We start from the raw sequence: 13763 nt of genomic DNA, 5'->3' as shown, positions 1-13763 counted from the left end.
AGTGAGTTCCTGCTAAGCAAGTCATCAGTCATTAGCCTTCCCACACCCTACCCGCACAACAAGCTCATAAACCCGATTAGGATCTTCCTCAATACACAGGTTGGGGCTTTTACTGCCAAGCTGAGGGTGCGCTGTTTTCATCCAGCGCCTTGCCTGCACTTCACCCGTCGCTTGAACCGCTGCTTCCCAAATATCTTCTCTACACGGAGTGTCAATAGCTTCTCTCCCGACATCGCTCATGTGCTGCCATGCCTGAATATCGTCAGGTTCCGGTGCATTGGGATCGCATTCATCTAGCAGTATGTTGAGCCGAGCGGGTCTAACCGTTGAAGCATCTAGCGCGTCTTTCGAGTCTTGCAACAGTGCGTCTCGTAACCAGGCATTCACTGCTTCACAGACCTGATCATTTTCTTTCGGGGGAACTACAGCGGAGCTATTGCCACTTTGGCGGATGAAAAAATGCTTGGGGATGTGAAGCGCACGACCGCCACGGAGGTAAGCTACTATCTCACCACTCATATCCGGCAGGTAAGCGTCACCGCTTTGTAAGCACTCCAGTGCTTGCCGAAACGTTTCTAACGGTTGAGGGAAGCGATCACGTAAATCAAACACGCGATACGCAAATACACGCTCTATGAAATCATCTTTGAATGGCTGGGCTAATGGCATCCTGTTCTCCAAATACAGTACGCACTGCAGTTTTCTAAACTACCTTAGCACCTGGATACTTGGCTTGCTCATCATTCTGAGCTTTTTTCATTAGAAGCGCTCTCGCTTAAAGCTTAACGTTAACTAGCTCATCCCAGCGCGTTGTGTAGCGCGGCGTACGGTGCTCAGAGCGCAGCGACCAGGCATTATCTGCACGCGGTAGGCCAAGCTGTATCGTACCGCGGCCTAATTCACTATTGAGTCGATCCACGGTGGCCATCAGCTGTTCGCTACGTTTTGCCTGGGCTTCTGTTTGAGGTGTTTCCGTCAGTGTCAGTTGACGGTTAGCTTTTGGAGTGAGATCTAACAGCATCACTCCTACTTTGTGATAGGCGTAGCCCTTACGCCATAGTTGCCGTAGCCCTTGAACAGCTGCGTGAATCAAGTCGTGGCTATCGTCCGTAGGTCGTTCGAGGGATATCACCACGCGGTTGTTGTATTGAGGCAAGTCGTTACGAAAAGCATTCGTGCGCACGAATACCATTACCGCACTGGTGACGCTGTGCTGTTTACGTAGCTTTTCGCCTGCCCTGGCGGCGTGTTGGCGAATCGCTTCACGTAGGTCGTGGGGGGTTGTAGCGAGGCGTCCGAACGAGCGAGAGACCATTATTTGCTGTTTAGGCTTGCTCATATCGTCTAGTTGAATAGCGGGCTTTCCGCGCAACTCCCAGACGATGCGTTCCTGCACTACGCTGAAGTGTCTGCGAATTTGCTTTGGGTCTGTTTCACGAAGCTGCCAAGCCGTCTCGATCCCCATTAACCTTAATCGTTCGCCAGTGCGACGAGCAATGCCCCATAGCTCGGAGACCGGGATTTGCTTGAGAAGCGCCTGCGTCGATGGGCTATCCGCCGTTAGCTCACAAATACCTTGATCACGGTAGCCGGGGTGCTTCTTTGCTGCGTGGTTTGCCAGTTTGGCCAGCACACGGGTAGGCGCGAAGCCGACCGAAACAGGAATACCCGTCCATTTCCGTACCGTTTCGCGTAAGTTTTGTCCGTAGGCTTCTAGGGTCGTAGGATCAAAGCCCTGAAAACCCACAAAGCTTTCGTCGATAGAGTACACCTCTACATGTGGCGAAAACTCGCCTAGCACCTCGGTGACCCTCTGGGACATATCTCCGTAAAGCGCGTAATTACTCGATAGCAACGTCGCTTGGCGACGGATAAACGGAGGCAGTAGATGCTTAGCTGTGCCCATCTCGACACCCAGCGCTTTTAGCTCATTAGAACGGGCAACAATACAGCCATCGTTGTTTGAGAGTACGCCAACCGGGCGGCCCTCAAGTGCTGGGTTAAAGACACGCTCACAACTAACGTAGAAATTGTTGCAATCAACTAAGGCCATCATAGCGGCGTAGCACCCGGCAAGCTGTGCAGGACATGGGTCACGACACCCCAGACATGCGATTCGCAACCTTCCAGAGGAATAGGCTTGTAGGCGGGGTTACTGACCTTTAGGTAGGCGCGCTGCCCGACACGCTCTAACCGCTTCACGGTGAGCTCGCCGTCTACCGCGATCACAATTACGCGACCGGGCAACGGCTCCAGACTGCGATCCACAACGAGCAGGTCACCGTGATGGATACCATCGCCCAGCATGGAGTCACCTTCAGCGCGCACGAAAAATGTTGCCGCTGGGCGCTTTACCACATGGCGGTGAAGATCGATTTCCACATCTAAATGATCATCAGCAGGGCTTGGAAAACCGGCACGCACAGCACTGGCGAACATAGGCAGCGGCTGCGGCACTGGACATAGGGCGGCGTTGCCCATCAAAGAAGCAGTTGTCGTCATAAGGCAAATCTCCATAACTGTATGCATAGCCAGTATAGAGAAGCGCAAAAACGGCACAAGCCCTAGGTCGTTCTTTACTGCTCGCTGTCTGAGTCTTCTCCCAATTCCTTCAAGGTAGGCGTCGCGAGCTCATCTGCGTGGGCGGTGTCGGGCGTGAGGCCTTTCACTAGTAGGGCTTCCCAGTCATCCCCGCCAACTGGTTCAAACGGCTGAACATACTTGCCTATGGAGCCCTTGAGCTTATTAAGCGTTTCATCATTGCCAGTTCCATAAAAGCTATTTGTCTGCCGATCTTTTTTCGCCATAATTTGCTCCTAAGTGAATATAACAACTTCAAGCCCTCAACTGGCGCCAAGCCTGTCATAGGCAGTTAAAATCAGAGCATGAAACGCTTTAAAAACGAGAGTTACACGTTGATGGTGAGTGATCTCACTACCTCAAGCGTAATAACACGACAATCATGGCGGTGCTGTGGGACAGACCGCTGTGATAAGGTTTAGTGAATATTCTGATCTTATGCCATCTCCCACCATGAATGGCCATATACATCTGTAACTGCCCTTGATAGATGGAGTGAAGCACCTTGGCTGAACGTATTGAAAAGACCCTGTTTGCCGCTGCTGATAAGATGCGCGGCGCTATGGATGCAGGCGAATACAAGCATGTAGCTCTTGGCCTATTGTTTTTGCGTTACGTTTCGGCTGCCTTCGAAGCTAAGCGCTTAGAGTTCGCTAAGGACGAGTACATCGACCTTGAAGACCCTGAAGAATACGCTGCAGAGAATATCTTCTGGGTGCCGGAAAAAGCTCGCTGGGACATGCTCGCTGCTAACGCCAAGTCTATCGATATCGGCGTGCAAGTTGATGACGCCATGCGCGAGATCGAAAAAGCTAACTCTTCGTTACAAGATGCGCTGCCAAAGGTCTTTGGGCGCGCTAATTTAGACCGAGCGATTGTTACCGGTCTCATTGAGATGTTCACCAATCTGGAGCTGCATGGCACCAAGTCTGACTTCGACCTAATCGGGCGTATTTACGAATACTTCATCAGCGAATTTGCGAGCTCCGAGGGCAAGCGTGGCGGTGAGTTCTACACCCCTAAAACCATCGTTTCGATCATGGTCGAGATGATGGAGCCAACATCGGGCCGTGTCTATGACCCTTGTTGCGGCACTGGCGGTTTCTTTGTGCAATCCGAAAAATTCATTACTGCCCATCAAGGCGAAGTTGATGACATCGCCATTTATGGGCAGGAACGTAACCACACTACCTTTCGCCTAGCCCGTATGAACCTAGCCATACGTGGGATTTTCGGTGACCTTCGTTGGAACCAGGAAGGCACGCTTACCCGCGACGCGTTTGCCGATGAACGTTTTGACTTCATCCTGGCGAATCCTCCCTTCAACATTTCTGATTGGAACGGCGAGGCCCTACGTGAAGATTGCCGCTGGCGTTTTGGTACACCTCCGGCTGGCAACGCGAACTTTGCCTGGATGGCCCATATACATCACCACTTAAGTGCCAATGGTATTGGAGGCGTAGTGATGGCCAATGGCTCTATGTCGTCGATGCAGTCAGGTGAAGGCGATATCCGCAAAGCCATGGTTGAACAGGACGCGGTAGATTGCATGGTAGCTCTACCTGGGCAATTGTTCTTCGGTACGCAGATACCTGCCTGCTTGTGGTTTCTGGCTAAAGATAAATCTAACGGCAAAGCGGCTGGCGGGAAATTGCGCGACCGCCGGGGAGAAGTGCTATTCATCGACGCTCGCAAGATGGGTGCGCTGATCACAGGCAGCCGGAAGCAGAAAGAGCTTTCGGACGAAGAGATCGCTAAAATCGCCAACACTTACCACGCATGGCGGGGCGAAAAAGCCGCAGGCGAATATTCAGACGAAGCTGGGTTCTGCGCGTCCGTCAAGGTCGAGGAGATTGCTAAACATAATTATGTGTTGACGCCAGGTCGTTACGTGGGTGCGAGTGAAATCGAGGAAGACAATGAGCCCTTTGTGGAGAAATTCGCTCGCCTGAGCGTGGAGTTGCAAGATCATTTTGCAGAAGGAAGACGGCTGGAGTCCGTTATTGTAGCGCGGTTAGGAGCAATCGAAGATGCGCTTTGATGCTTTGGCCGATCTCAACCCAAAACTACAAATTCGGAAAGGCGAAAGAGCGCCTTTTGTTGAAATGGCCGCTTTACCTCAAAACGGAAGAGACATTGCAGATGTTTCAAGCCGTCTATTCAAGGGCTCAGGCTCGAAGTTCCAGAACGGCGATACGCTGATTGCTAAGATCACACCCTGCCTTGAAAACGGAAAAGGAGCTTTGGTCTCAGGGTTGCAAGAAGGTGTTACGGCTTTTGGCTCGACTGAGTTCATTGTGGCCAGGGCAAAACAACAGAGCGACCAAAGTTTTGTCTACTACCTAACTCGTTCAGAAAGCTTTCGTGAAGTTGCTGTATCACGGATGGAGGGAACCTCTGGTCGCCAACGCGTAGCTTGGCAGCAAATCGCAAGCATTGAAGTTCCCGAATTCAGCTTGCAAGAACGTAAACAGATTGGCGATATTCTTGGTGCGCTCGACGATAAAATCTTGTTGAACAGCAAGATGGTGGCGACGCTGGAAAATTTGGCGGAAGCAAAATTTAAGTCTTGGTTCTTAGACTTCGACCCTGTCCACGCCCGAAGCCAGGGTTTGAAACCCTCTCATATGGATGATGCCACTGCAGCTCTCTTTCCCGACCGTTTCGGCGATGATGGTCTGCCTGAGTCTTGGGGAATGCAACGCTTAGGTGAGTTACTTAAGTTGAACTACGGCAAGGCGCTTACAAAAGATCTTCGAGAACCAGGAAACTTTCCAGTCTATGGTTCGGGTGGCACAAGTAGCACGCATGTAAAAGCTCTTGTTGCACACCCAACTGTTGTTGTCGGTCGCAAGGGGACCGTAGGAACCGTTTTTTGGGCACCACACGGTTGCTGGCCAATTGACACGACGTACTACGTTACAACGGAATGGCCAATGGTTTACGCGTTTCGCGCTCTTCAGCATCTTCCGCTATCTGATATGAATACAGACGCAGCGGTACCAGGGCTAAATCGTGAAAATGCTTATCGGCTAGAAGTGCCGTTTCCCGGTGAAAAGATCATCGAAGCTTACGCAGAAATTGCCGGTGCTATTCAAAATAAGATCGATAGCAATGAAGCCGAAAACAAAACTTTAGCCACACTCCGAGACGCTTTGCTGCCCCGGCTGATGTCCGGTGAATTACGTGTGGGTGAGGCCCGCGAAATGGCAGAGGGTGTCGTGTAATGCCTTTAGGTCCTTACCAAGTATCAACCCCTTATCTTTTCACAGAGCCGTGTGAGAATGTCGATTACTTTGAACCAATAACGGCATTTGCAGAGAAGCGTTTGGAGGCTTTGGCTAAGCGAGTTATCTACGGCATGCAAAGAATACCTGCTACAGGCATATTTGATGACACCGCGAAACCTTTGAAATCGGTCTGGGATGAGTGGTGTTGGTATCAAGCGAAGTATGACAACGATGGTGGCAGCCTGACTTCAGCCTTTGAGTTAACCCTAGAAGGTATAATCAGCGGCACTGTAAGTGAGCTACCCAACGAAGAAGCTGTGCTCATCAGCTGCGCCGTGTGTGAAGATCAGCAAAATATGCCTGCACGAAGCGATGATGAAATCTGCAACGCAATTCGGGATGTTGTGATTGAAGCCGCAGGTAGACGTTCTCTTACACGCTTTGAGGTCTGGTAATGTTTCGTGTTGACCGCGCTCAAAATCGCCTGTCTCGTCTTACCAAGAAACGCTTTGCTGATTTGAATTTACGCGAGCGCGACCATCTGCAGGAGTGGCTGGCTAATCAACCAGATGCCCTAGGCGAAGAGCTACTTATCATCCAGAAGGAATTCGATGGCTTCGACGAAACTCGCGAGCGGCTCGATCTCCTGGCGCTTGATAAAGACGGTAACCTTGTTGTAATCGAGAACAAGCTCGATGACTCGGGTCGTGATGTCACTTGGCAAGCACTGAAATATACAGCCTACGTGTCAGGCCTGACCAATATGCAGATTGTCGATATCTACCAGCAATACCTTGATCGCTACTGCGGTGGCGGAAATGCTGCAGTACGCATCTGTGAGTTTATGGAGGTCGAAGAGCTGGAAGAGACCGTTCTCAACCCCGGCAATGACCAGCGAATGATTTTTATCGCTGCTAATTTTCGGCGAGAAGTCACCGCAACGGTGCTTTGGCTGCTTGGCCGAGGCATTCGTACGCAATGCTTCAAAGTGACACCTTTTACTTTCGGTGAAGAGCTGATGGTCGACATCCAGCAAATTATCCCGACGCCTGAAGCGGCGGATTTTATGATTGGCATGTCGAGTAAGGAAAACGAGGAAAAGGCGGTTCAGAACATCCAGAAAAAACGTCACGGGGTGCGGCTTGCATTCTGGGAGAAGGCTCTAGAAAAGCTTCGCGAAGATGGTGTCGACCTTTACCGCAACATCAGCCCGACCAAGGATCATTGGTTAAGCGCTGGATCAGGCATGCGTTCCTGTCCATATCAGATGATCTTCTCTCGTGATGAAGCTCGTGTTGAGCTCAGTCTCCAGCGTTCCGATGCAGATGAGAATAAATGGGTATTTGACCAACTTATTGCTCAAAAGGAGCAGATTGAGTCAGCCTTCGGAGCTGAACTTGATTGGCGGCGCATGGATGATAAAAAGGCCAGCCGCGTGGTTTTCGCCCAACCCTTTGATGGTTTCAATCGCGATGTCTGGCCCGACATGATCGCGTGGCTATCTACCCATATTCAACAATTGGAGGCGGCCTTCAGCGAACCACTCGCACGTTTTAACCGCCAGATCCGGACGCAGGATGAGGAGACACGCTGATGGCTTTTGCATCGGAAGATGACCTGGAACAGTGGACACTTGAAGCATTACAAACGTTAGGCTTTGCCTATATGCATGGCTCGGAACTATCACCTGAGGCAGACAACCCCGCACGTGAGAGTTTCCGCGAAGTGTTTCTACTGGATCGCATGCGTGCTGCAATTTCACGCTTGAACCCAGAGCTTTCGAGTGAGGCTATCGAGACGGTTATCAACCGCGTGCGTGACCGAGAATTTTCCGATGATTTGATACAGGAAAATCGACGGCTGCATGAGCTGTTAGTTTACGGTGTACCAGTTTCATGGATCGAAAACGGTGAAGAACGGGATGCAATAACGCGATTGATCGATTGGGAAAGCGGCGATAACGACTGGCTAGTAACTAACCAATTTGAGGTGGTGGGCCAGACGGCACGGCGACCTGATGTAATTATCTTCCTGAATGGAATGCCCCTAGTCGTGGTCGAGCTGAAGGGTACAGAAACAGGCACCCTTAAAGGGGCTTATAACCAAATCCAGACGTACAAAACACAGCTGCCAGAGTTATTTCGAACCAATGCTTTTAACGTGATCTCCGAAGGTGTCACCGCCCGTTATGGCACATTGAGTGCCAACCTTGATCGATTTATGCGGTGGCGAACAGTTGATGGCGAGACATTGGTACCTGATGGCAGCGACTTAGCATTGGAAACGATGATTCATGGATTACTAAACCCGCAAACCATTCTCGACCTGATGCGTTATTGCACCGTCTTTGAAGATGAGGGGGCAGGTCCAATCAAGAAAGCTGCCGGCTATCACCAGTTCCATGCAGTGCGTAAAGGTGTGGATGCAGTTCTATCGGCCCGTGGACGAGATGGGCGCGGCGGGGTGATGTGGCACACGCAAGGTTCAGGCAAGTCATTGCTGATGGCTTTTTTGGCTGGGCGCTTAATGCGGCATCCCGATATGCAAAACCCTACGCTTCTGGTTTTGACCGACCGTAATGATCTAGATAATCAGCTGTTCGCTACCTTCTCGCGCTGTGCGGCGCTATTCGGTGAAGCTCCTGAGCAAGCTGAGGATATTCCTGACCTGCGATCCAAGCTGAACGGTCGTAAGGTAGGCGGCGTTATCTTTGCCACCATTCAGAAATTTCGCCCCGGTAAAGGCGAAGTGGAACTGCCCCAGTTGACCGACCGCTCCAATGTTGTTGTCTTCGCCGATGAAGCCCACCGTTCGCAATATGGGCTAGAGGCCAAGCTGAATGCCGAAACCGGTGAAACAAAATATGGCCATGCACATCACTTACGAAGTGCTTTACCAAGTGCCGTACATGTGGGCTTTACTGGCACTCCTATCTCGCTAGTAGGCGCTGATACCCAAGGGGTCTTTGGTGAATATATCGATGTCTACGATATCGCCCAGGCGGTCGAAGACGGGGCTACCGTACCGATCTATTATGAGGGCCGCGTCGCCAAGATCGAGTTGGACGCTGACGCAGGTGAGCTACTAGACGCCGAATACGAGGAGATACTCGACGAGGCCGAAGATGCCGGAACTGAGATTGACGACGATGCACGTAATGCCATGTCGAAGAAGTGGAGCCGTGTAGAAGCACTAGTAGGAGCGGCCCCCAGGCTAGACAAGGTGGTTGAGGATATTCTTAATCATTTTGATGCTCGTCTGGAGGCCATGGACGGCGGAAAAGCGATGATTGTCTGTATGTCGCGCCGAATTTGTGTGGAGGTCTACAACCGCATCGTTGCCGCTCAACCTGCATGGCATGCCGATGAGGACGCCGAGGGCGCTGTCAAAGTGATTATGACCGGTGCGGCGCAAGATCCTGAAGAGTTTCAACCGCATGTTCGTTCCAAAGCTCGATTGGAGGCATTGCGTACCCGTTATCGTAATGCGGCCGACCCATTCAAGCTGGTGATAGTGCGCGATATGTGGCTAACAGGATTTGATGCTCCCTGTATGCACACCCTATACGTAGATAAACCCATGAAGGGGCATGGATTGATGCAGGCGATCACGCGTATCAACCGTGTTTTCGGTGCGAAGCCTTCGGGACTGGTCGTGGACTACATAGGTCTCGCGGCTGATTTGAAAGCTGCGTTGAACCACTACTCCAATGCTGACCGGCAACAAACAGGAGTGGATCAAAGCGAGGCTGTACATGCACTGATGACGCAGCTCGACATTATGCGTTCGATGTTCCATGACGTGGATTATATGTCGGCAGTGAATGGATCACCCAAAGATAGAATACGCTTGCTACCAGTGGCTATCGAACATGCACTGACCTTGCCAGTAGACGGAAAGCCACCTGCAGACCGGCAAGACTCGAAAAAACGATTTATGACAGCGGTTGCTGGCTTGGTGAAGGCGTTCCGCATTGCATCAGGCACACCAGAGGCTGCCGAGGTAAAAGACGAGGTAGGGTTCTTTACAGCGGTGCAATCAGCTATCCGTAAGATGGATGCCGGCTCCCGCTCAGCACGTAACTTAGATGAGGCAGAGTTGGCGATTTCGCAGCTCCTTAATCGTGCTGTTGCCTCGACTGAGGTCGTCGACATACTTGAAGCCGCAGGAATTGATCGTCCGGATATTGGTGTATTGAGCGAAGATTTCCTGCTGGGACTACAGAACAATAAGCACAAAAACCTAGCAGTTGAAGCACTGAAAAAACTTCTGAATGGCGAGATAAAGACTCGCACACGAACTAATACCACGCAAAAAGAGGCGTTTTCTAAGCGCCTTGAGCAGGCCATGACTCGCTACCATAACCGCAGTGTGGATGCGCTTCATGTAATCCAGGAGATGATCGACATGGCCCGAGAGCTGCAGCAGCAGCCCGAAGATGGCCTGTCAGGGGAAGAGATCGCCTTCTACGACGCTTTGGCGACCAACGAAAGCGCACGCGAACTCATGGGGAACGAAGAGCTACGCGTCATCGCTACCGAATTGGTAAACACCGTTCGTCGGAATGCCTCCGTAGATTGGTGGCGTAAGGAAAACGTGCGCAAGAAGATGCGAGTCAATATTCGCCGTATCCTGCGCAAATACGGCTTCCCACCTGATCTACAGGCAGATGCGATTAAAAAGGTGGTTCAGCAAGCTGAGGTGCTGGCACGTGAGGTTGGGTGATAGTAATTCACTCGAGACACCCGGTGTGAGTATCGCAATCATATGCCATGGAGGGTAGGCAGATCGCATTTGAACTGAGGATCAAAAAGTATTGTTTCGAATCCAACGGTTGATGCACATTGTTCAACCAAATGGGTTTCGGCTATCAACCTCCATTCTGAGCGGGACAAAAAGTCTACGCATGCAGAAATAGTTTTTTTCAAAAGTGTTCGCATTAGCACGTTAGGATTTGAGAGTACCTGTTGTATTTGTTGTATTCATGTGAAATGTATCCTTCAATTCAAAAAAAATTAAATTTTTAGGGATTGATTCCTGAATCCAGATAATGCTGAGTTCACGTTGATAATCACGTCAAAAAGATAAAAAAGTGCAACATGCAGAATATGTATTAAAAACAAAGGCTTACGATAATGTTGCATGAAACATGCGTACTAAACCGCTGGCATCAACAAGAGATTCACCTGCCGGAAATGCCCCGGGGCTTTCACCTGATCACCGACGAGATTGCCAAGGCGCTGCCCTGCTTGGCGGAGTGCCACCAGGGCCTGCTACACGTGCAGCTGATGCACACCTCCGCCTCGTTAACACTTAATGAGAACACCGACCCGGATGTTCGTCACGACTTGGACGCCTTCATACGCCGCCTAGTGCCGGACGGGTTGAGTTACTTTCGCCACACGCTGGAAGGCCCCGATGATATGCCCGCGCACGTGGTGGCTAGCCTGCTAGGTACGCAAATAACGTTAGCGATACGCGATGGGCGTTTAGCATTGGGTACTTGGCAAGGGCTGTGGTTAGGTGAGCACCGTGAGCAAAGTGGCTCGCGGCGTTTATTGGTAACATTGACTGGTTGCTAAGGTTAATAAGGCGGTTCTTGCTATTTTTAGATTATTTTCCCAATTTTCTTGCCATTTTTGTGCAGCCGTGAAGAATGTTGCGCCTAACTTTTAATACAAGGCATTTACAGTATGGATTTTACTCTTCCTCCCCTGTTGACTGCGATGGTGGATCGCGGCAATGGACTGCTGTGGGGCAGCGTGCTGATTTATCTTTTAATCGGTGCGGGTCTCTATTTCACTGTGATGACTCGTGGCATTCAGGTGCGCTATTTCGGTCATATGTTCAAACTGTTGCGCTCTTCTCGCCAATCTAATGGCGGCATTTCTTCATTCCAAGCACTCTCCACCAGCCTGGCGGCGCGGGTAGGCACCGGTAATTTGGCTGGGGTCGCGGTGGCGATCTACTTTGGTGGGCCCGGCGCGATTTTCTGGATGTGGATGACCGCCATGGTGGGCATGGCGACCAGCTTTGTGGAGTCAACTCTTGCCCAGGCGTATAAAACCGACCACGGCGATAACACGTTCCGTGGCGGCCCTGCCCGTTATATTGAGCGTGGCCTGGGTCTTCGCTGGCTGGCGGTACTGTTCTCGATCTGTCTAATTATCGCGTTTGGATTGGCCTTTAACAGCGTTCAGGCAAACTCCATTGCCCAGGCGATGGAGCAGGCGTTCGCGGTGCCCACCTGGGTCATGGGGCTGTTGCTGATGGTGGTAGTGGCGCCGATTATCTTTGGCGGCTTGAAGTCGATTGCCAAAGTTGCTGAGTTGGTCGTGCCGCTGATGGCGCTGTTGTACTTGGTGCTTGCGCTGATCGTTGTGGCGCTGAACATTAGCGATTTACCCGCTGCCTTTATGAGCATTATACGAAGCGCGTTTGGCCTGGAGCAGGCGGCCGGCGGCGCGATGGGTTACGCCATTTCCCAAGCGATTATGAACGGTATTCAGCGTGGGCTGTTCTCCAACGAGGCGGGTATGGGGTCTGCGCCCAACGCAGCGGCGACCGCTACCACCCGGCCAAACCACCCGGCCGCTCAAGGGTTTATTCAAATGCTGGGTGTCTTCTTGGATACGCTGGTGATTTGTACTGCAACGGCGGCCATTATCATTATGGCGGGCCCCGAACTGTTAACCAGCGAAGAGAGTAACGGCATTCAGTTAACCCAGATGGCGCTTTCCAGCCACGTGGGCGACTGGGGCGGAATGTTCATCGCTGTGGCTATTTTGCTGTTTGCGTTTACCTCCGTTATTGCGAATTACTCCTACGGCGAATCGAATATCGAGTACCTGGCCGGTCGCCGGGCACCGATTGCAGTGCTGATCTATCGCCTAGCCGTGCTGGGTATGATCATGGTGGGTTCTGTCGCGAGCCTTGGCGCTATCTGGAACTTTGCCGATCTCTCCATGGGCATGATGGCCATCATCAACCTGGTGGCCATCCTGCTGCTGTCGCCGATTGCGTTTGCGCTGTTTAAGGATTACGACACCCAGCTAAAAGCGGGCAAAGAGCCGGTCTTCGACCCCAGCCAGTTCCCAAAATTGGTTAATAAGGTAGACCCGAACGCCTGGCCTAAAAAGAAGTAAAAGGCGAACGCACTAAGCGTTAAAAGCCCCGCCCAGCGTTGCCTTAGTGCAGCGTGGGGCGGGGCTTTTTAGCTGGGTTAGATAATTCGATTTTGTCGAATGAAACTCGGAAAACGTTGCGCTTTTGCTTAATCAAAAGCGCCGTAGAATAGCGAGCAGCTTCTCCATTGAATGGTAAGGAATCTTTATGACCACCCGCACTCTGCTCGTAACCTCTTCTATCCTAGGTGAAAACGGCCAGTCCAATGCCTTGGCCGCACATTTTCAACAGCAAGCTGCTGCACGCGACGGCGTTGCCGTCACCCACCGTGATGTGGTTGCCAACGCGCTTCCGCATTTGGCGATTGAAGAGCTGGGGGCTTGGCAAACGCCTGCCGAGGAACGTACAGCTGAGCAGCAGGCGCTGGCTGCCCACTCAGATGAACTGCTGGCTGAACTGCGTGCGAACGATGTGCTGGTGCTGGCGGTGCCGATGTACAATCTGGGTATTCCGTCGCAACTAAAGGCGTGGTTCGATCGCGTGCTGCGCGCCGGTGAGACCTTCCGCTACACTGAAAATGGCCCGCAGGGGCTGATTGAAGGAAAACGGGCGATTATTCTTGCCGCCCGTGGTGGTCAATACGCGGGCACCGAATTGGATAGCCAAACGCCGCACTTAAAAACTATGCTGGGCCTGATGGGTATTAGCGATGTGGAGGTGGTGTTTGCCGAAGGCTTGAACATGGGGGACGCGCACCGCGATACCGCGCTGAAAGAAGCCTTCCAAGCCATTGATCAGCTTGTCGCTGCGCTCTAAATCAACGCTACC

General features: G+C 51.7%; 12 protein-coding genes. 8 read left to right on the top strand and 4 right to left on the bottom strand.

Annotated elements, in window-relative coordinates; all coding sequences use genetic code 11:
- Positions 1 to 24: 24 nt before the first annotated feature.
- The 4 genes from LG301_RS11255 to LG301_RS11240 all read right to left on the bottom strand — a co-directional run bounded on the left by LG301_RS11255 (position 25) and on the right by LG301_RS11240 (position 2807).
- The gene (locus LG301_RS11255) at positions 25 to 669 is read right to left on the bottom strand and encodes a hypothetical protein (protein ID WP_404471248.1); all 645 of its coding nucleotides are present in this window, start codon (positions 667 to 669) and stop codon (positions 25 to 27) included.
- 106 nt (positions 670 to 775) lie between these two features.
- Complete coding sequence (locus tag LG301_RS11250) at positions 776 to 2056, bottom strand: Y-family DNA polymerase (protein WP_404471247.1); 1281 nt, start codon at positions 2054 to 2056, stop codon at positions 776 to 778.
- A complete protein-coding gene (locus LG301_RS11245; protein WP_404471246.1) occupies positions 2053 to 2502 on the bottom strand; it encodes a LexA family protein in 450 nt (149 codons plus the stop codon). The genes LG301_RS11250 and LG301_RS11245 overlap by 4 nt, the downstream gene beginning before the upstream one ends.
- Positions 2503 to 2576: 74 nt before the next feature.
- The gene (locus tag LG301_RS11240) at positions 2577 to 2807 is read right to left on the bottom strand and encodes a hypothetical protein (RefSeq protein WP_404471245.1); all 231 of its coding nucleotides are present in this window, start codon (positions 2805 to 2807) and stop codon (positions 2577 to 2579) included.
- A gap of 278 nt (positions 2808 to 3085) precedes the next feature.
- Between LG301_RS11240 and LG301_RS11235 the strand changes: the two genes are divergently transcribed.
- The 8 genes from LG301_RS11235 (at position 3086) to LG301_RS11200 (ending at position 13751) form a co-directional block, all read left to right on the top strand.
- Complete coding sequence (locus LG301_RS11235; RefSeq protein ID WP_404471244.1) at positions 3086 to 4621, top strand: N-6 DNA methylase; 1536 nt, start codon at positions 3086 to 3088, stop codon at positions 4619 to 4621.
- Positions 4611 to 5807, top strand: a complete 1197-nt coding sequence (locus LG301_RS11230) for a restriction endonuclease subunit S (RefSeq protein ID WP_404471242.1) — start codon at positions 4611 to 4613, stop codon at positions 5805 to 5807. Before LG301_RS11235 ends, LG301_RS11230 begins: the two co-directional genes overlap by 11 nt.
- Positions 5807 to 6265, top strand: a complete 459-nt coding sequence (locus LG301_RS11225; RefSeq protein ID WP_404471241.1) for a hypothetical protein — start codon at positions 5807 to 5809, stop codon at positions 6263 to 6265. Before LG301_RS11230 ends, LG301_RS11225 begins: the two co-directional genes overlap by 1 nt.
- Positions 6265 to 7404: a DUF4268 domain-containing protein gene (locus tag LG301_RS11220; protein WP_404471240.1), complete on the top strand. Its 1140-nt coding sequence runs from the start codon at positions 6265 to 6267 to the stop codon at positions 7402 to 7404. Before LG301_RS11225 ends, LG301_RS11220 begins: the two co-directional genes overlap by 1 nt.
- Positions 7404 to 10535 carry a type I restriction endonuclease subunit R gene (locus tag LG301_RS11215; protein WP_404471239.1) on the top strand — a complete coding sequence of 1044 codons (3132 nt, stop codon included), beginning with the start codon at positions 7404 to 7406 and terminating at the stop codon, positions 10533 to 10535. The genes LG301_RS11220 and LG301_RS11215 overlap by 1 nt, the downstream gene beginning before the upstream one ends.
- A 410-nt stretch (positions 10536 to 10945) precedes the next feature.
- Complete coding sequence (locus LG301_RS11210) at positions 10946 to 11392, top strand: secondary thiamine-phosphate synthase enzyme YjbQ (RefSeq protein WP_404471238.1); 447 nt, start codon at positions 10946 to 10948, stop codon at positions 11390 to 11392.
- A gap of 111 nt (positions 11393 to 11503) precedes the next feature.
- Positions 11504 to 12955 (top strand): alanine/glycine:cation symporter family protein, encoded by a 1452-nt coding sequence (locus LG301_RS11205; RefSeq protein WP_404471237.1) that lies wholly within the window; start codon positions 11504 to 11506, stop codon positions 12953 to 12955.
- A 187-nt stretch (positions 12956 to 13142) separates the two neighbouring features.
- Entirely contained in the window at positions 13143 to 13751 is a 609-nt protein-coding gene (locus tag LG301_RS11200; protein WP_404471236.1) for an FMN-dependent NADH-azoreductase, read from the top strand.
- Positions 13752 to 13763 lie beyond the last annotated feature (12 nt).

The organism is Vreelandella venusta, from assembly GCF_044809155.1.
Classification (GTDB): domain Bacteria; phylum Pseudomonadota; class Gammaproteobacteria; order Pseudomonadales; family Halomonadaceae; genus Vreelandella; species Vreelandella venusta_B.
This window is presented reverse-complemented; position numbering and strand designations above follow the sequence as displayed.